The organism is Aliiglaciecola sp. (assembly GCF_039982535.1).
In the GTDB taxonomy this organism is placed as follows: Bacteria; Pseudomonadota; Gammaproteobacteria; order Enterobacterales; family Alteromonadaceae; genus Aliiglaciecola.
In genome coordinates, this window is the sequence record NZ_JBDWYG010000036.1 from 37,239 (window position 1) to 55,665 (window position 18,427).

Consider the following 18,427-nt stretch of genomic DNA (forward strand, 5'->3'; position numbering starts at 1 on the left):
ATAAACAGACGACCCTAAAGGTCGTCTAAAAAGTCTTCAAAGTTTTCGCTTTCTTCTTCCGGATCAGTATTCAAATCAGATTGCGGTACCTCTCCATCGGTGACACGAAACTCGAGGTTTTGGAAATAAGCATTTTTCACGAAGGCATAGGGATCGAGTGATTGATCCAGTTGCCCTTCTTGTTCCATCAGTTGAGCACGGGCTTCAAGCACTTTAATACCAGTTCGCACCGCCGCTACGTAAAATGACAGATCTTGCAGTGGAAAATAGGATGAATCCACAAAGTCACCGGTCAAAGAACGAAGATCTGTAGGGCCGTAGGCTGGCAACATTAGGTAGGTACCCGTACCAACGCCATACTTACCTAACACTTCTCCAAACTCTTCTTCTTGCCTTTCTAAGCCAATTTCCTTGGCCACATCAAATATGCCTAGGATTCCCACAGTTGAATTGAGCACAAATCGTCCTAAACTAGCTAAACTTCCGCCAACTTTACCTTGCAATAAGTTATTCACCGAGTTGGAAGGTTCTTCTAAATTCAAAGCGGCGTTGTGCAAACCTTGTCGGGCAGGTTGGGGAACATAATCAACGTAAACCACGGCTGTAGGTCGCAAAATATAGGCATCAAGTACGTCGTAGTTGAAATCCCACATAGCACGGTTAAACCCTTCCACTGAATCACGGGGATCGTTATATTCAACCTCTTGAACTTGTCCATTAACAGCTTGCTGAGAAGCACAGCCGCCAAGCACAAATGCTGCAATTAATAGCAAGTAAATTTTTGCTTTCATTACATCACTTCCTTATCGATAACTATTGACTGAGTGATTTGATTACCTGCTTGCAGTGTCACTGTCACTTCGCCTTGCAGTTCGCCTTTAGCTTGGGCCACATTTTCATCTAGGGAGATTCGTGCCACCAGCCTCGCACTTTCTAGCTGAGATAATTTAAAACTCGGTAACATTGCATTCTCATCAGACAATTTTACTTGTAGCGGTAAGTCAGACAATCGATTTTTGACCACCGCGGCTGGCATTCTTACTGAACCTTTGGCATCTTGTGCAAACACAAAGATAAACGCATCTTTTGGTATTTTAGCCGCAAGTTCATCGGATATTGATACAGTAATTAATACCGAGGTATCCGCGTCTGTAACCTCGATAGGTTCATCAACTTGAGGTGCAACCGCCCCAGGACTAAGTTGTTCAATACGCTTGTCCACCTCTGCGATCATTGCATCATCAGCGGGTAAAATTAACTTCAATTGTTGCCAGCTACTCAGTGCTTGTTGTGTATCCCCCAACTGAGTAGATGCCACCGCTAGCATGCCGATAGCATTCATATCTTGTGGGTTACTCTGGACCATTGATTTTAACAATCGTTGCGCTTTGCGAATATAATTCTCTTCACCTGTCATAACCAAAGTTTGTGTATAACTAGATAGTACACCACTGTGTTCTGGTGCTAATAAATACGCTTTTTCAAAGGCTTGTAAAGCAGACTCTAGGCGATTTAACGAAGCATGTAATCTGCCTAATAACAACCAGCCAATATAATCATCAGGTGCGCCAACAAGTTTGCTGCGCATGGCCAAACTGAAATCATTTAACTCATCTAAGGTGACACTGGAGTCCCCTTCAATAACGATCCGTTTAGCCAATTCAGAAGACTGCTGTTTAACCCCTTCCCAATGTTGTAAATCCGCCACTTCGTTGCTTTTGTAATACAAAATGGCACACAACACCACACTAACGCTAATACCTAAAAACAACGGCCAAGAAGCGGCTTGTTGTTGTTCTGTACTGGCAACAGTTTCATCCACTAAGGCTAGTTTTAGTTCTTTAATTGCAATGTCTTTATCATCAGACGAGATTAAGCCTTCATCCACTTCACGACTTAGCTCTTGCATCCGCTGTTTAATAATTTGGGTGTTGGTCAACACATCTTGGTTATGTCGATTGCGTTTAAGTAACCAAGGAACAACTAAAATTCCCACAGCAATGGCCGACAACATGGCAAAACCCAGCCAATAACTAGTCATTTTCTTTCTCCAATAACGAATCTGCCTTTGCTAGCACATCTTCATCAAAATCATTCACTTGCTTTTTACGTTGAGTAAAAACGAACCAAGCAGCACCGATGACAAAAATAACCGGTAGTAACCACAACCAAATGGTCAACGGTGTTACTGGCGGCTGATAGGATACAAAGTCACCATAACGAGACTTCATGAAATCAACAATTTCTTCTCTACTTTTGCCTTCGTTCAGTAATTCGTAAACTTTGCGGCGCAAATCATGGGCAATCATGGCATCAGAATCAGCAATATTTTGATTCTGACATTGAGGACAACGCAGTTCTTCGGTCAAGTCCAAAAACATTTTTTGTTTTACCGGATCATCGAAGGTATAGGCTTCTTCCAACGCCCAAAGTGGGCTGGTAAACAACACGAATAACAGGATTAATTTTTTCATTGGGCTATTAACTCGTTGTATAAAGGTGCAATTTTAGTTCGCCAAACCCGAGTGTTAATATCACCAATATGATGCATTCTAATCACACCCTGCTTATCAATTAGGAAGGTTTCTGGTGCACCAGTAACCCCTAGGTCCAAGGAATAATCTCGTTTTACATCGAACACATTAAACTCATAAGGGTTGCCCAGTTGCGCCAACTTAGCAGCCACTTCTTTTTGAATGGTGGGAATACTTTTAATCCCAAAATCTGGGTCGGTATCTTGGTCGTAATACAGACCAATAATACGCACCCCCTGTTGACTCAATTCAGTTAAATAAGGGAGTTCAACAGCACAGGTCACGCACCACACACCCCACACGTTCATCAAGGTCACTTGGCCTGCAAATATGGATGGATCGTAGATCACATCCGGCTGCATCAGATCAGGCAAAGCAAAGTTAGGTGCGGGTTTGTTTAATACCGTGGAATCTAGTTGCCTAGGATCGCCATACAAACCTTTGTATAAAAAAACCGATAACAACACAAATAAGGTTATTGGTATTAAAAATAAAGAGGCCTTTTTCATGCTTGTCCTTGTGCTTTGGTTGCTAACACGTCAGAGCTAGTTGCCGTAGCTGTTTGCTCGCCACTTAGGCGCTGCTTAACTTTGGCCACTTTAGCCATACGATAACGTTTATCGGATATCGACAACAATCCACCTAACGCCATAATAATAGAACCGGCCCAAATCCAATTTACGAATGGTTTGACATAAATTCTCACCGCCCATGCACCGTCATTTAGCTGTTCACCTAATGCCATGAATAAATCTCTGGAAATACCACTATCAATTCCAGCTTCGGTCATACTCGAACGCTGCACAGGATAAAACCGTTTTTCAGCTTCAAGATGAGTGATTTTTTCAGTTAACGTTGTATCCGTATACACATCGACGATACCCACATGACCGTAATAGTTCGGGCCTGTTAACTCTCTGACACCGTTAAACTGGAAAACGTATCCACTAATTTCAACCACATCTCCAGTGCGCATGCGCACATCTTTTTCCTGATCGTAATTACTCACGAGGGTAATACCGATCAAAGTTACCGCAAACCCTAAATGTCCCAACACCATTCCCCAATGACTTGGTGTTAAACGACGTAATCGTTGCCAAGTTGTTGAAGAGCTGGTTTTGTTATTTTCCTTAGCCACTCTCTGCATGATTTCTTGCAGGGTTGAAACCAAAATCCACACACTTAAAATTGATCCCAAAGTCGCCATATAGGTCATTTGGTTGTAACTAGCCTGAATAAGAAGGGCAGCACAAACACTAATGACAAAGCCAATTAACATTTGTTTTTGAATCGCTTTAGCTGACTGCTTTTTCCAGCGAGACAGTGGCCCCATGGCAAGCAGTAACACGAAGGGCACAATCAAATAAGTGAACATTTGGTTAAAAAATGGCGCACCTATCGAGATAGAACCTAAGCCAATTTCTTTATGCACCAAAGGTAATAATGTGCCCATTAACACCACAATAGTAGCGGCGGTTAATAACAAATTATTGCCAATTAGCATTACTTCACGGGAAAACCATTCGTAGCGCCCAATACTTTTAAGTTGAGGTGCACGGATGGCATACAAGACTAACGAACCACCAACAACCACACCTAAAATAGCCAGAATGAACAAACCTCGAGTGGGATCACTGGCAAATGAATGCACAGAAACCAGCACACCAGAGCGTACTAAGAAGGTACCTAATAAACTCAAAGAGAATGCAGATATAGCCAGAAGCACTGTCCAAGATTTAAATATTTTACGTTTTTCGGTTACCGCTAAACTATGTACCAGCGCGGTTCCCACTAACCAAGGCATAAGGGCTGCATTTTCAACTGGATCCCAGAACCACCAGCCGCCCCAACCTAATTCGTAATAAGCCCACCACGAGCCCAAAGAAAGACCCAAGGTTAAAAAGCACCATGCGGCTAAGGTCCAAGGGCGGGACCAGCGGGCCCATGTAGAATCAAGCTGACCAGAAAGAAGCGCCGATATAGCGAAAGCAAAAGCAACGGCAAATCCTACATACCCCATATACAACATAGGAGGATGAATAATCATGCCAAAATCTTGCAACAAAGGATTAAGGTCTCGCCCATCCACGGGATAAAAAGGTAAAAGACTCTCAAATGGGTTAGAAGCAAGTAATAAATATAAATAGAAGCCAATTGCTACCATTCCCAAAATTGACAGTACTCTGGCAACCATGGCTTGAGGAATACCTCTACTTAATACGGCAACGCCAACAGTCCAAATTGAAAAGATCAAAATCCACAATAAAAATGAACCTTCGTGGCCGCCCCATACTGCGGTAATCTTGTAATACCAAGGCAACAAGCTATTTGAGTGGTTGGCCACATAAGCAACACTGAAGTCATCCGTATAAAACGCGTTTACCAGAGCGCCAAATGAAATAGCAGTAAACAAAAACATACCTATGGCCAATGGTTTGGCAAGAGCCATATATTGGACTTGGTTTTTGTACGCGCCCCACATTGGATAAACAGACAATAGCATTGACATGAGTAAGGCCAATACCAGCGAAAAGTGTCCTAATTCTGCAAACATGTTTCTTTTATCCTAATAGCCAGAACCAGATTTGGGTTCTGATTGTAAATTGTCGGGTTTCACATGCTTAATGCCTTTCATTTTTTCAGCCAATTCTGGCGGCATATATTCTTCATCATGTTTGGCTAAAACTTCATCGGCCACAATCAGGTTATTTTCCGTTAGTCGGCCGGTAGCCACTATGCCCTGACCTTCTCGGAATAGGTCTGGTAAAATCCCCGCGTAGCGCACCGTCACAATAGGACCGACATCGGCCAAATCAAAACTCACGGACAAACTTTCTTGATCACGTTGAACACTGCCAGGAACAACCATGCCACCAATTCGCAGACGTTGACCTACGGTTGGTTTAATACCTTCTTTACCATCGATGATTTCAGAGGGAGTATAAAAATGGTCAATATTTTCACTCAGTGCACTGAGCATCATCCATACGGCAGCGGCCACTAAAAGCACAATTGCCAATATGCCAAACAAACGTTTTTGACGTCTTGGGTTCACGATAATTCACCTTCTTTTTCAGAATTCGATTGGGATTCTTGTTCGGCTATTGCCGCCGCTTTTTTCTGTTTATTTTGTTTAATACGTTTTTTTCGCGCCATTTGCGCATTAACGGCTTTAATGAGCTGCTTTTTAGCCCAAATGCTCTCGTAAACGACCAACAAAACAGCTACAAATGAAACACCAAAGGCCAACCATACGTAGAAGCCATATCCACCCATGTCCCAAAAGGCTTGCCAAGAATCAAATTGAAAAGTCATGATTTCCCCTCTTTCAATAAGGTTTTTACCGCCCAGGGACGGTGTATTTCGCGACGTAACAACTCATTTTGCAAACGCTTTAAGGTGATTGCCCCAATTAATAAGACTGCCGCCAACAGATTGACCATCAATGGCCAAAACATCTCAGGTGCAATAGAGGGTTTATCAAACTTGCTGATGGTTGCCCCTTGATGCAAGGTATTCCACCATTCAACGGAGAAATGGATAATCGGCAGATTAATAACGCCCACTAAGGACATCACACCTGCAGCCTTGCCTGCCTGTACCTTGTCATCGAAGGATTTGTATAGGGAAATGACCCCAAGATATAAAAACAACAGAACCAGTTCGGAGGTTAGGCGTGCATCCCATACCCACCATGTGCCCCACATAGGTTTGCCCCATGCAGCCCCGGTAAATAAAGCGATAAAGGTCATCATCGCGCCGACAGGAGCAATGGCAATCATCGCCATATACGCCGTACGAATTTGCCACACCAAACCGATAAGGGCAGCCACAGCCATCGCCGCGTAGGCACTCATGGAGGTAATAGCACTAGGCACATGGATATAGATAATCCGGAAAGAATCACCTTGTTGGTAATCAGCTGGCGCAAACATCAGTCCTAAAATTAGGCCAATGACTAGGGTTATTGCTGCACTGATTGAAAACCATGGCAATAAGGTTTGACAGAGTTTGTAAGTTGACTCTGATTTAGCGTAAGGATGTAACCACTTCCACATTAACTTTGACTCACTTTTAATGCATAGGCAATGGCCATAGGAGCCAGTGCAAGAGCGAATAATAACATTGCTCCAATTAAGCCTAAATGGGCTGAATAGGATATTTGTAACGAGGCTGCATCTACCGCCGCCGTGGCAAATATCAGTAAAGGTACAAAAACCGGTAACAATAACAGGGCCAGCAGCACGCCGCCTTTTTGCAGCCCTACCGTCAAGCCAACCGCTACAGCGCCAACCAAACTAAGTAAAGGGGTACCAACCAATAAGGTAGCCAGCAATGCCCAATACATTTCTAAACTCAGGTTTAAAAACAGCCCTAACAGTGGCGACAATAAAATTAACGGCACAATGCTGGCCAACCAATGCACTGCCACCTTCACCAAACAGACTAGGGCCATAGGTGCACCACTTAGCATTATCTGCTCAAGGGTGCCGTCCTGAAAATCGTCTCGGAATAACCGTTCCATGCCTAACAAGGAAGATAAGATAGCCGCCACCCAGATAACCCCTGGACCAATCTTTTGCAGAATTTCAGGGCCTGGGCCAACACCTAACGGAAAAAGGCTGATCACCAAAACAAAAAACATCATTGGCTGCAATAGCTCAGCTCGTTGACGAAACGCCAAGGCCAAGTCACGCTTGAAAACCGCTAGCAGTGTGGAGGTCATATACGATACTCCAACAACAATTCAGATGTGGGGTAATCCACATCTAAGGTTTGGTGAGATGTAATAATTATCGCCCCACCCACACTCAAATGTTGAATCATTTTGTTTCGCAACAAGGCAATACCTTGGACATCTAAGGCCGTAAAGGGTTCATCTAAAATCCAAATCTTAGCGTCGGTCTTCAACCACAAGCGGGCTAACGCGACACGCCGTTGCTGGCCAGCAGAAAGCTGACTCACGGGAACATCTTCTAAGCCCACCAAGCCAAGCTCGGCAAGTAAATCGAATAACGCAGGTTCCGTACAGCTCACTTGATTTAATTGACACCAAAATCGTAAATTTTCAATGGCATTTAGATTCAGACTTAACCCTAGTTTGTGTCCAAAATAGATTAAATCTTGAAAATACTGCTCACTGACAGTTTGAATATTTTGCTGTTTATACTCTACTTGCCCCTCAGCAGGATCGCTTAAGCCAACCAAAATTCGCAACAAACTGGTTTTTCCAGCGCCGTTTTGGCCGCGCACATAAAGTAATTGGGAGGGATCGATTGAAAAATTAACCATCTCAAACAAAGTTCGATCTTGTTTTACACACCCCAAATTTTGCCCACGTAACAATGCCAAGTTGAGTCATTCTCCAGTTAGGCTATATACAACAAAGACTTAACTAATTGTTAAATCAAAAATATTTCGATTTTGTGAAAACATCCAGCCGAAAAATCGGCGCAAATGATACCATAGCAAAAAGCCAAATCCAGCTATTAGATTCTATATCTACAACAGGTTATGCTTAGTCAGTGTTTAATCTACTGATGTGTTGCCGATAACCTGTTTATGTCAGATATATCACTTAATGCTCAACAGCAACTTGTCCAGGCCGCAGCTCAACTTACGAAGCTGTCTTCAAACTCGCCAGTAGCAAAACAAGCAGCACAAGTGATTGTGCAGTTCTTAGCAAACAATCAAATTGGCTTAACCTTACCCAAACAGCAACAAACTGTAACCTTGCCAAAACCCACTAACTTGCCTCAGTCCTTAAACGCCACCCAAGTGCAAGCACAATTGCAGAATCATACCAGTTCGTCGGGTAATCAAAATACTACTTCAGAACTATTATTATTTAGCCCGTCAACCAAAACAGACGCGCAAGCAGTTATCGCCAGCCTCAATCAAAAACAATTGGCCACCATTTTAAATGCCATCAGTGGCAATGCATCACCTAATGGCCAGGCTAAAAGCGTCACCGTGGATGCAAAAATGCTGAGTAACAGTGGCAACACCCTAAATGTATCTGCTCAAATACAAGGTAAATCAGAAACATTTAGTGTGAATTTACCATCAGCGACAAAACTGCCAGCAAACACACAAAATGTGCAATTGCAGATCCTGCCTAAAGGTAATCAGTGGCAAGTGAAACTAACCGCAGACAGCCCTAATAACGGGCAAAATCAAGCTAAAACAGATAATATCAATATCCAATCTTCGGCTCCTAAAGCTGCCATTCAACCAGCAAAATCAGAGCCCATAAGCCAACAGGTTATCTTCGACAAGTACGCCCAAAACAATCAAACACACAAAACTGCGCAGCAGAACCTGCAAACTCAAGCTAACACGCCAAACCAAAACAGCAGCAGTCCCCTAACTGGCAGTCAAACCAGCGGTGAGCAAAAAGTCATTATGCTCAATTTAAACAAAACAGATATTGTTAAATTGTTACAATCTGATTCAGCTCGGCTAAATAATCCATCTCAGAATATATCCTTAACGGTGCCTCGCCAGACATTAATCGAAACCCTATCAAAACTTCCCGAGTTACATTTAGACAATGCTGTGGCTAAGCTTTTACGAGTTGATGCAGGGGTAAAAAATGTGAGTATAGATCTACTGGTATCCGGTAAAGGCGAGATAAAAGGCCCTGTAAAAACGCCTGTTGCCCAGCTTCCCCTCACTGAAACCCAAGTGCAACAAGTAAAAAGTGTGCTGTTTTTGCAAACTGAATCTAAACAAGCTGCCTCGCAAACCATTGATTCTTCTGCTTTGCGCGCAGACGCCGCGATTCCCAAGCCAGAATCAGCTCTAAAAACCCTGCTTGAAGGGCAATCAGCTAACCAAGGTAAACCTGTTGCTGACAAGGTTTCAAATCAACTGAATTCTAAAGACGTGACGGCCAAGCCAGCGCAAACGGATTCAGCAGAAATAACTAAAACACTGCAAAGCTTAACCAGCAAATTAGAATCGATACCTGCAGCGCAGAAACAACAAGTGCTAACACAGATAAGTGAATTGATGCGCCGGGTTTTACCTCAAGCTGCTAGTCCAAGTGAAACCCTGCAAAATATTGAGGTGGCATTGAAGGATCCGATTTTAGCCAAATCGCCCGAGGCCAAAGCGGTGGTAGAAAACATCTTAAAACAGCTGCAACAAGGCACACCACAGGGTAAAGAAGCTGATGTGGAAAATATTAAACAATTAATTACCCAAGCCCCCCTAAACTTATCACCCATTCAGCTTACCCAAGCAATTTCATCCCAAGGGATAGTGGCTGGACTGATGACAATGTTGCAAATTAGCTTAGCCGCCAAGTTAAATCGAAACCAACCACAGCACAGTGAAAAAATCGCACAAATTGTTAGTAGCCTGCTTTCTAGCTCAAACAAGACCACTACACCGCCAAGCCAGCGCAGCTTAAATGATTTGAACCAAATGGAGCAAAAGCATCAGATACTCAAGCAGCTAGGACGAATGTTTGCACAACATCAATCAAGCAAATTGAACAACGCTGAGCAAGCCTTGCAAGGACAAGAGAGTTTTTATTACGTGTTGCCCAGTGGCGTTGGTGAAAACAAAAAAGATATCGAGTTACTGATAAAACGTGAACCAGAAAAGCACGGAAACGCAGATAAACAAAAAAGTAAACTTGCGGTTTGGCACTTAACCATGAAAATGGACATTGGCGATGTTGGCCAAATATTGACTAAAGCCAGACTACAACAAGATGAATTAGAACTAGATTTGTACACCTCCAACGAGGCAGTGAAAGAACTGGTATATAACTTTCTGCCGTTATTTAAAAAACGCTTGAAAAGTTTGGGCATTGAGGTGGCAAAAGCCCAATGTCAGCTAGGTAAAATTCCAGCCCATTTGCATACTCGCCCGTATCAAATTTTTCAAACCCAAGCCTAATGAGCAGACACAATGACTGATCCTAAAAAAGCGAAAAAAAACAAAAGTGCCGTTGGCCTTCAATACCAAGAAGGTGATAAACAAGCGCCAAAAGTGATCGCCAAAGGGTTTGGGGATCTAGCAGAAGAAATAGTCGCACTTGCCAAACAAAGTGGGGTTTTAGTACATGAAGATCCTTATTTAAGTGAATTTCTTGCCAGTATGGATTTAGGTCAGGAAATTCCCGAGCAACTCTACCATGTCATAGCTGAGCTCATCGCTTTTTCCTATGTATTGCAAGGCAAGTTTCCTGAAAGCTGGGCAGCAAGTCAGCATAAATTATCAACTAAAGCCTAACTAGCTATCCACTGTTTAACATTTACTTGCGTATTGTTTTCTACACCTAGTTGTTTTTAAAAAGATTTGTTGTTCAAAGCTGACAGGTTACTCTGGCTGCAATATGTTGAATGGGAATAGTCTAATGACGCTGCACGCATTTAAAAACGTGTCTAAAACCTGTGTTGCACTAAGCACTTTATTGATGACAAATAATGTTTATGCAATTGCTGAAAAAGTATTGCAGCAATCTGCTGATAACATTGAATACGGTTTAATAGCTATCGCAGTCGTATTCGCTGTGCTTGTTGTGATGATGATGGTTTTCAAAATCAAACAAAAAAAAGCAGCTAATCAGCTTGCTGAAAATCAGCGTATTCTCGAGCAAAATACTTACTATTTAGATAATTTCCATATCGGCATGGTGCATGTTAATCACGCTGGTGAAATTCAATATTGCAATAAACTCGCAGCATATTATTTAGGTAACAGAGCTGAAAATTTAAATGGCAAAGCATTAAGTTCCCTGTTTAACAAAGACTATGGCGAACAGATCGAAAAAGGTATTAATGCGAAAATTCAATGTAAAGAACAACTCATAGGCCCAGTTAAAGACCGCGATTTACAGCTCGAATTTGCCCCCCAAAAAGACAATCAACAGAATATTGCGTCAGTTATATCCATAGTCGACTACACCGCTCCCCAGTCACAAATAGATACCTTAGTAAATTCATTAAGCTTGAATAACCAACTGTTAGATAATAGCCAAATTGGCCAGTTAGAAATCGACTTATCAGAAAAAACCTTCAGTACCAATAGTGTTTTTTCTAAGCTGTTAACAAACAATGACGAGCAATTAAGTGGCGAGCTTAAACACTTTGAACAATACCTATCGCAACAAACACAGTTTGCTTGGAATCAAGGACTTAAAGAGTTAGAGCGTGGCCAACCCATTGATTTAGAGTGTAAGTTGGATGCCCATGCAGGCGATGTCTATGTCAGGTTAATTGGCTTGCCGCTAAACATGGATGACAAAGGCAAATCGCAAAACGTCCATATCACCGTTACCGACATCAGTCTGCAGGTTGACTTGAAACATCAATTGACCGCTAGCAAACAGCTTGTAAAAGGCATGCTCAGCTCTATAAGTCACCCTACTCTATTATTGGATGAAAATAGTATGGTGGTCGCCTGTAACAGCGCTTTTGAACTATTTTTTAATACCTCGGCAGAGAATTTACGAGGCCAACCAGCATATCAACTGCCGGTGTTACCGACTGACATTCAAGATGTTATGCCCCAAGGACAGTCTTCCAGCATGGCTTATTCGACGAGTGTTGGCAGTGCCAAAGAAATGAGCTTAGCCTTGCCGTCTGGTGAAAACAAAACCTTAAAGGTCAAAGTTCAATCTTTTAGAGATGAAGGCGGCAATCCTGCCGGTTCCATTTGTTTGTTAGAAGACATTAGCGAACTAAAACAAACGAAAGCGCTACTTGAACATGAGCGTCAACATTTCTCAAATATTATCAACAAAGCGCCTCTTGGCATCGCCATGATTGATGACGATGATCGCATTGTGCAGGCAAACAGCGCGTTAACTCAACGCTTAGACCTATCTGAGAAAGAGTTAAAGAAAAGCTCGTTTTATCAATTATTTAATGATCCTAAAAACTCTGGAAAAGCGGCTAAAAAGCTACATAAAAATGGCCGTTTGGAAGGTTTCCATGCCGACCTAAAAGGCAAGCAACAACAGTTACATCCTAGTGAGTTAAACATTGAATTGTTCGACCGCGAGAAGCAACATTTTTTATGTTGGATATCGGATATTAGTGATGAACAGTATCAACAAGACAAATTCGAGAGTTTGTTGTTACACAGCAGTATGCCAATGGCGGTATTAACCGAGGACGGTTTTAACAAGCTGAACCCCGCAGCGTGTGACTTTTTCTCGGTGGAAGACCAAGATGAACTATTTGGGCTCTATCCCTATTCACAGAAACTTAATGATAGTGAATCAGATCTCGAAAACTTACAGCATAAAATTGAGTACATAAAACAGGACGGACAAGCCCTATCAATTACTTGGCAACATAACCTAAATAACCACAAACTTCCCTGTCAGGTTACCTTTGTACCAATGTTTAAGGGTCAGGATTTCGATTCAATATTGTGTATTTGGACAGACTTAAGAGCCATTAAAAAAGCCGATCAAGAACGTTTGGAAGCCATTAATTTGCACCAAGCAGCCGAGCGATTAATTGTTGAAAAACAACAACTATTGGAAAGCAGCCAAGATCAGCTAGCCAGTAAAGTGAGATCCCTTTCTGACACTCAATCTAAATTAAAAGCAGCCGAAGAAGATATTACTGACAAAACCTCAGAGTTATCTTCGCTACAAGAAGCCCATGACAATATCACTGCACACTTGAATCAATTGCAGCAAGATTATCAACAGAGCCGAGATTCCCTAGCCAGCAGTGAAAGGGCCAATGAAGAACTAGCCGAGCAACTTGAGCAAACCGGTAAACGTATTCACGGCTTAGAAAAACAGCGAAATCAAATTGCCGATGAATTGCAATACAGCAACAAAAAATACAAAGACGCTCAAAAAGAGTTGGCAGAAAGTGAAGAAACCGCACGTAATTTAGAAATAGAACGGCAAGAACAACAACAGAAAATGCTTGCCTTTGAGGGGGAAATAAACCAACTCAAAACATCTATTCATCACAAAGACAAACAACTTTCAGATGTAAACAACCAGATCAGTAGTTTGCAATCAAAGTTATCTAGCTCTAGTCAGGCCAGTGAAAAATTACGTCAGTTACTAATTAATCAACGTAAAGCCAGTGAAATAGCAGAGAAACAACGACGTGACCTCGAACAGTCCTGTTTTGTTGCCCAGTCTGAATTATCAAACAAAGCCCGTCATATTGACCATTTGCAGCATGAAATGGACAAATTTGAAGAAATGTCCAAACAGCAAAAAGGCGATATGGAAAAACAACAGGCATTGTTGCAACAAGAGCTCGAAAATAAACAACGTCAGTTGCAGGCAACCCAAGGAATATTAAATCAAGCACAACAACAATCAGAACAAGATAAAGCAGAAAAACAGCAGCAACAGCAACGATTGCAGCAATTACAAGACGATTTAGCGGAAGTTGAACGTCGCAGTGAACAGCAGCAACAGAAAATAGCCGAAGCAGATAATCACTGGGCCCAGCAGCAACAAAAATTACAACAAGAGTTACATAACAAACAACAAAAACTACAAGAAACCCAGCGCATTTTGCAGCAACAAGAACAACAGGTAGAAGCAGAAAAATCGGCAAAGGCTGAACAGCAAAAAGTGTTTGAGAAGTTACAGCAAGAATTGGCTGAAATGGAAAGACGTAGTGAACTACAGCAACAGCAAAAGAATGATGAAGCTGAACTAAGACTGCAAGAACAGCAGCGCCAATGGCAACAAGAACTTGAACAACAACAACAAAAACTGCAACAGGCAGAACAGAATCTAAATCAAGCGAAACAGCAAACCGAAGCAGAGAAAGCTCAACAACGGGAGTTAATGACGCGGTTGCAATCTGAATTGGTTGATATGGAAAAACGTAGTGAACAACAACAAAAACAAATAGTTGAAGAAGCGAATCGACGCTGGAAGGATAAACAAGATAAGTTGCAAAAAGCGCTACAACTTAAACAACAGAAACTTCACGAAACCGAACAAGCTTTGCAAAAAACCGCACAGCAAACCGAAGCTGAAAAAGCAGCTAAACAACAACAGCAAAAGATTTTTGAGCAGTTACAGTCTGAGCTTTTAGAAATGGAACAGCGCAGCTCTGAACAGCAGCGAGAAATGCAAGAAAGTGATCAACAATGGCAACAGCGTCAAGAAGCATTGAAACAAGAAGTTCAAGCCAAACAAGCGCAACTGCAACAAACCCAACAACAGTTAGACGAGAATCAGCGACAAACTGATAAAGAAAAACGCGAGCGCCTGGAACAGCAGCAAAAACTCGACCAACTTAAATTGGAATTGTCGGATGTAGAAAACCGTGCCACTAAACAAAAAGAAATGCTGCAAGGAAGTGACGAACAATGGCGTCAACACCATGCAGAAATCGAACAACAGAAAAAACAATTACAACAGTCGTTACTTGACGCCGAACGACAAAACCAGCAAATGCAGGAGAAACTGCAACAAAGCCTGCAGGAATTAGCGCGGGCAGAGTCACAGGTTAGCGACACCCAATCCGGTGAACAAAAATTACAATCAGAATTAGAACAGGCAAAAAGAGAAGCCCAAGAACTGCAAGATAAACTGAAACAGCAAGAGCAGCAGGAATTGAAACTGCAACAACAATTAGCAGAACAACAAAAAGCACTGCATAACAGCGAACAAAATGTGCAGAAAATGCACAACGAGCAACAACAACTGAGCGATGAATTGCAGTCTATCCAAGCAGAATACGATCATACAAAAGCCAGTTTAAACGCCCAGGATAACAATCAATCAGAGTTAAGTGAAAAATTACAACTACTTGAACAAGAACTAAACAATAATAAACAGCAAATTGCCAATAAAGAAACTGAGTTGGAACAAGCACAGAAGCAATTAGAATCTAGTCAGGCCAAATTACAAGTCAAAGAGAAAGCCCTAGTAGCGGCCCATAAAGAGGAATTGAAACAGGTTCAAGAACAGCGCCCTAGCCCTGAGCCTCAGCAAGCCCCAGAGTTCGCTAAATTAGATATGCCAAGGGATCCGCATATTTGGTTCGACCTATTACCTTTTTTACAAAAAAATCCACCCAAGCAGTCACTGGCCATTGATCTTGGAGCCTTGATGAATGAACTGGAAGAGTCGATGCACAACATGGATAAGGTGGTGATGGAAGACAATAACAGTGCAATACTTACTCAGGCCCGAAAGCTGGCGCATATTGCTCGCAAAGTTAACTCTAATCCGTTGGACGATGTAGCCACCCGATTAGAGGCAGACTTTCGACAAGGAGAAGTTGACAGTATTTCAATTTTTTGGCCCAGTGTGAAAGAGTCCATCATGACAACACTAAGAGTGATTTATTCCCATTTGAATAAATAGCCTGTATTGAATTGGGCTTGATTAAGTTTAAAACTTAATTGAGCCTACAATGCAAATATGCCAAGGCTGACTATTGCCAATTTGCCGCCGAACATGCACTATTGGCGACAGTCTGCAATCTTAAAAATAACCTCACTTTAATCTGAATATGCAAAATCAAATTATTTATCAATTCCCCAGCGGCCAAGTAGCTAACCGTTTTTTAAACGATGTGAATTCCGAGCAACGTCCGAATATCAAAGCCAAACTGTATCGCGGCTCGTTGAAAGTGCAGGTAACTTATCAATATGCAGATTCAGGGTTCGACAGCACCAGTGCTGAATTAGATGATCTTGCAAGCAAGTACGAAGGTGAAGAAGTCAGTTAGGTCATTTAATGCCTTAAACTCGCGTCCCACTCTCCAGAACTAACCCTCGCGGGATATTTACATCTAGGCTTTTTGGGCTCCATTCATCCCCCTCACCGATCCAATAATATTTATCTGTGTTTCACAGCTTTTATCATGGACAGTCATAATTTAGTTCCAACAACTTTTATCATGGACAGCCATAGTTTAATTCCGACCTCTTTTATCATGGACAGCCATAGTTTGAAGCTGGCTAGATATTTCAATATTACTCAAACCCTCAACTTAATCGATTAAATGAAAAATTAAATAATCTAATTAAAAGTATAAATAACCAATTAAACTCCAAATATGAACTATATTATCTAGATAAAATAAACTTAATCGTTTTAGAATTAAATCCATTAAATTTGAAAAGTAAATAATTAGAAACATTAACAGTGGCGATATTCGACTAATTTAAAATTCAATAATTCCAGTTAACATCTTGTAATTGACTGAAATTGGGAGCGTGTGTAATGGCTATATCAAAAAACTCATCTTCAAAAAAATGGTGGAAAGAACAAATCATTTATCAAATTTATCCTCGCAGTTTTTTTGATAGCGATGGTGATGGTATTGGCGATTTAAAAGGCATTATTGAAAAGCTCGATTATATAAAGAGTCTTGGTGTAACCGCTGTTTGGGTTAATCCTTTTTACGCCTCCCCTAATGATGACAATGGTTACGATATTAGTGACTATCGCAAGATTATGGACGAATTCGGTAACATGGATGATTTTGATGAGATGATAAAAGGTTTTCACGATCGTGATATCAAATTTGTCATGGACTTAGTTGTTAACCATACAAGTGACGAACATGAGTGGTTTAAGCAGTCTCGAAGCTCTCGTTATAATTTGTACCGTGATTATTACCATTGGTGGCCTGCGGAAAAGGGCAAACCTAATCATAGATTCAGTTATTTCGATGAAAAAGGTGATGCATGGAAATACGATGCACACACAGATGCGTATTACCTACATTATTTTTCAGCCAAACAGCCGGATTTAAATTGGGAAAACCCAGAAGTACGTCGAGAAATATATGACATTATGCATTTTTGGGTTAGAAAAGGAGTAGATGGTTTTCGGCTCGACGCGTTTCAATTTATTTCTAAAGACACCTCTTTCCCACCGTTTCCAAAGGGTTATCAGAATAATGTAGTGGATGTAATAAAACACCACGGCATGGGACCGACTTTGCACGATCACATACGTGAAATGAATAAAGAAGTACTTAGTAAATATGAAGTATTTGCAGTCAGTGAGGGAGCAGGAAGCAGTTTTGAAGATGCCCATTCTCTCGTTGATGAAGATCGCAACGAATTGCAAATGGTATATCATTTTGAAGGTGTTGAAGTAGGAAATGGCCTGGATGACCCACATACCTTGGCCGATTTCAAACAAGTTCATTCGAAATGGGAAGAGTCCTTTAAAGATAAGGGCTGGATTTCAATATTTTTAGCTAATCACGATGTACCACGTATGGTATCTAGGTTCGGTAATGATAGCGATGAATTCAGAGTTGCATCCAGCAAAATGCTGAATACTTTCTTACTGACCATGCGAGGCACACCCTACTGCTACTTTGGCGATGAATTGGGGATGAAAAACATTTATTTTCAGCATATCAACGAATATCAAGACATTGCGGCTAAGAATGGTTATAAAAAAGCCTTAAGCGAAGGTAGGGATATGAAAAAGTTTATGCAAAATCTTAGCTTTTACTCTCGCGATAATAGCCGAACACCAATGCAATGGGATAACTCTGAACATGCTGGCTTTAGTTCCGATTCACCTTGGATAGCAGTCAATCAAGATTATAAAGAGGTAAACGTGGCAGCCCAAGAAACCTGCCCTGACTCGGTGTTAAATCATTTTCGAAAGCTAACCAGCCTTAGAACCAACAATCCAGTTTTAATTTATGGCACTTATCAGCAAGTGGACAAAGATAATCCTGAGGTCTACGCTTATTCTAGGACTCTGGATAATCAGGTATGGCTAGTGCTACTCAGTTTTGTAGAGACGGATTCAACTTTTCAATTACCAGACAATATGCAATCTTTTGAAATTCAAGGTAACAACTATTCAGAATTGCATATTAATGATGGAAGGGCAAAGTTGAAAGCGTATCAGGCAGTGGTTTTATCTCAAAAGAGTTAACCTGAGATTGAGTTTA

The 18,427-nt window shown here is 41.5% G+C and carries 15 protein-coding genes; 5 read left to right on the forward strand and 10 right to left on the reverse strand.

What is annotated here, in order from left to right; all coding sequences use genetic code 11:
• Positions 1 to 14 precede the first annotated feature (14 nt).
• From ABJV04_RS08495 to ccmA, 10 genes are read right to left on the reverse strand one after another with little or no spacing between them, the layout of a single operon-like run.
• Complete coding sequence (locus ABJV04_RS08495; protein WP_348491096.1) at positions 15 to 791, reverse strand: VacJ family lipoprotein; 777 nt, start codon at positions 789 to 791, stop codon at positions 15 to 17.
• Positions 791 to 2,041 (reverse strand): c-type cytochrome biogenesis protein CcmI, encoded by a 1,251-nt coding sequence (ccmI, locus tag ABJV04_RS08500; protein ID WP_348491098.1) that lies wholly within the window; start codon positions 2,039 to 2,041, stop codon positions 791 to 793. Before ccmI ends, ABJV04_RS08495 begins: the two co-directional genes overlap by 1 nt.
• Positions 2,034 to 2,474, reverse strand: a complete 441-nt coding sequence (locus ABJV04_RS08505) for a cytochrome c-type biogenesis protein (protein ID WP_348491100.1) — start codon at positions 2,472 to 2,474, stop codon at positions 2,034 to 2,036. The genes ccmI and ABJV04_RS08505 overlap by 8 nt, the downstream gene beginning before the upstream one ends.
• The gene (locus ABJV04_RS08510) at positions 2,471 to 3,043 is read right to left on the reverse strand and encodes a DsbE family thiol:disulfide interchange protein (protein ID WP_348491101.1); all 573 of its coding nucleotides are present in this window, start codon (positions 3,041 to 3,043) and stop codon (positions 2,471 to 2,473) included. Before ABJV04_RS08510 ends, ABJV04_RS08505 begins: the two co-directional genes overlap by 4 nt.
• Positions 3,040 to 5,088 (reverse strand): heme lyase CcmF/NrfE family subunit, encoded by a 2,049-nt coding sequence (locus ABJV04_RS08515; RefSeq protein WP_348491102.1) that lies wholly within the window; start codon positions 5,086 to 5,088, stop codon positions 3,040 to 3,042. The genes ABJV04_RS08510 and ABJV04_RS08515 overlap by 4 nt, the downstream gene beginning before the upstream one ends.
• Positions 5,089 to 5,100: 12 nt before the next feature.
• On the reverse strand, positions 5,101 to 5,589 hold the full coding sequence (gene ccmE / locus ABJV04_RS08520; RefSeq protein ID WP_348491103.1) for a cytochrome c maturation protein CcmE: 489 nt from the start codon (positions 5,587 to 5,589) through the stop codon (positions 5,101 to 5,103).
• On the reverse strand, positions 5,586 to 5,849 hold the full coding sequence (ccmD, locus tag ABJV04_RS08525) for a heme exporter protein CcmD (RefSeq protein ID WP_348491104.1): 264 nt from the start codon (positions 5,847 to 5,849) through the stop codon (positions 5,586 to 5,588). The genes ccmE and ccmD overlap by 4 nt, the downstream gene beginning before the upstream one ends.
• Entirely contained in the window at positions 5,846 to 6,592 is a 747-nt protein-coding gene (locus tag ABJV04_RS08530; RefSeq protein ID WP_348491105.1) for a heme ABC transporter permease, read from the reverse strand. The genes ccmD and ABJV04_RS08530 overlap by 4 nt, the downstream gene beginning before the upstream one ends.
• Positions 6,592 to 7,260 (reverse strand): heme exporter protein CcmB, encoded by a 669-nt coding sequence (ccmB, locus tag ABJV04_RS08535; protein WP_348491106.1) that lies wholly within the window; start codon positions 7,258 to 7,260, stop codon positions 6,592 to 6,594. The genes ABJV04_RS08530 and ccmB overlap by 1 nt, the downstream gene beginning before the upstream one ends.
• Positions 7,257 to 7,886, reverse strand: coding sequence for a cytochrome c biogenesis heme-transporting ATPase CcmA (gene ccmA, locus ABJV04_RS08540; RefSeq protein ID WP_348491107.1), 630 nt, complete (start codon positions 7,884 to 7,886; stop codon positions 7,257 to 7,259). The genes ccmB and ccmA overlap by 4 nt, the downstream gene beginning before the upstream one ends.
• 210 nt (positions 7,887 to 8,096) lie before the next feature.
• Here ccmA and ABJV04_RS08545 point away from each other — a divergent pair, with 210 nt between their 5' ends.
• The 5 genes from ABJV04_RS08545 (at position 8,097) to ABJV04_RS08565 (ending at position 18,411) form a co-directional block, all read left to right on the forward strand.
• Positions 8,097 to 10,445: a flagellar hook-length control protein FliK gene (locus tag ABJV04_RS08545; RefSeq protein WP_348491108.1), complete on the forward strand. Its 2,349-nt coding sequence runs from the start codon at positions 8,097 to 8,099 to the stop codon at positions 10,443 to 10,445.
• 12 nt (positions 10,446 to 10,457) lie between these two features.
• Complete coding sequence (locus ABJV04_RS08550; protein WP_348491109.1) at positions 10,458 to 10,781, forward strand: EscU/YscU/HrcU family type III secretion system export apparatus switch protein; 324 nt, start codon at positions 10,458 to 10,460, stop codon at positions 10,779 to 10,781.
• Positions 10,782 to 10,905: 124 nt separating this feature from the next.
• Positions 10,906 to 15,861: a PAS domain-containing protein gene (locus tag ABJV04_RS08555; RefSeq protein WP_348491110.1), complete on the forward strand. Its 4,956-nt coding sequence runs from the start codon at positions 10,906 to 10,908 to the stop codon at positions 15,859 to 15,861.
• Positions 15,862 to 16,009: 148 nt separating this feature from the next.
• Entirely contained in the window at positions 16,010 to 16,228 is a 219-nt protein-coding gene (locus ABJV04_RS08560) for a hypothetical protein (RefSeq protein WP_348491111.1), read from the forward strand.
• A 497-nt stretch (positions 16,229 to 16,725) separates the two neighbouring features.
• Positions 16,726 to 18,411 carry an alpha-glucosidase gene (locus ABJV04_RS08565; RefSeq protein WP_348491112.1) on the forward strand — a complete coding sequence of 562 codons (1,686 nt, stop codon included), beginning with the start codon at positions 16,726 to 16,728 and terminating at the stop codon, positions 18,409 to 18,411.
• Positions 18,412 to 18,427 lie beyond the last annotated feature (16 nt).

Bases quoted from the DNA above. Each gene is read 5' to 3' on its own strand.
- ABJV04_RS08505 (WP_348491100.1), bottom strand. From the start codon at position 2,474: ATGAAAAAATTAATCCTGTTATTCGTGTTGTTTACCAGCCCACTTTGG.
- ABJV04_RS08495 (WP_348491096.1), bottom strand. From the start codon at position 791: ATGAAAGCAAAAATTTACTTGCTATTAATTGCAGCATTTGTGCTTGGC.
- ABJV04_RS08560 (WP_348491111.1), top strand. From the start codon at position 16,010: ATGCAAAATCAAATTATTTATCAATTCCCCAGCGGCCAAGTAGCTAAC.
- ABJV04_RS08555 (WP_348491110.1), top strand. From the start codon at position 10,906: ATGACGCTGCACGCATTTAAAAACGTGTCTAAAACCTGTGTTGCACTA.
- ccmD (WP_348491104.1), bottom strand. From the start codon at position 5,849: ATGACTTTTCAATTTGATTCTTGGCAAGCCTTTTGGGACATGGGTGGA.
- ABJV04_RS08545 (WP_348491108.1), top strand. From the start codon at position 8,097: ATGTCAGATATATCACTTAATGCTCAACAGCAACTTGTCCAGGCCGCA.
- ABJV04_RS08515 (WP_348491102.1), bottom strand. From the start codon at position 5,088: ATGTTTGCAGAATTAGGACACTTTTCGCTGGTATTGGCCTTACTCATG.
- ABJV04_RS08530 (WP_348491105.1), bottom strand. From the start codon at position 6,592: ATGTGGAAGTGGTTACATCCTTACGCTAAATCAGAGTCAACTTACAAA.
- ccmB (WP_348491106.1), bottom strand. From the start codon at position 7,260: ATGACCTCCACACTGCTAGCGGTTTTCAAGCGTGACTTGGCCTTGGCG.
- ABJV04_RS08565 (WP_348491112.1), top strand. From the start codon at position 16,726: ATGGCTATATCAAAAAACTCATCTTCAAAAAAATGGTGGAAAGAACAA.
- ccmI (WP_348491098.1), bottom strand. From the start codon at position 2,041: ATGACTAGTTATTGGCTGGGTTTTGCCATGTTGTCGGCCATTGCTGTG.
- ABJV04_RS08510 (WP_348491101.1), bottom strand. From the start codon at position 3,043: ATGAAAAAGGCCTCTTTATTTTTAATACCAATAACCTTATTTGTGTTG.
- ABJV04_RS08550 (WP_348491109.1), top strand. From the start codon at position 10,458: ATGACTGATCCTAAAAAAGCGAAAAAAAACAAAAGTGCCGTTGGCCTT.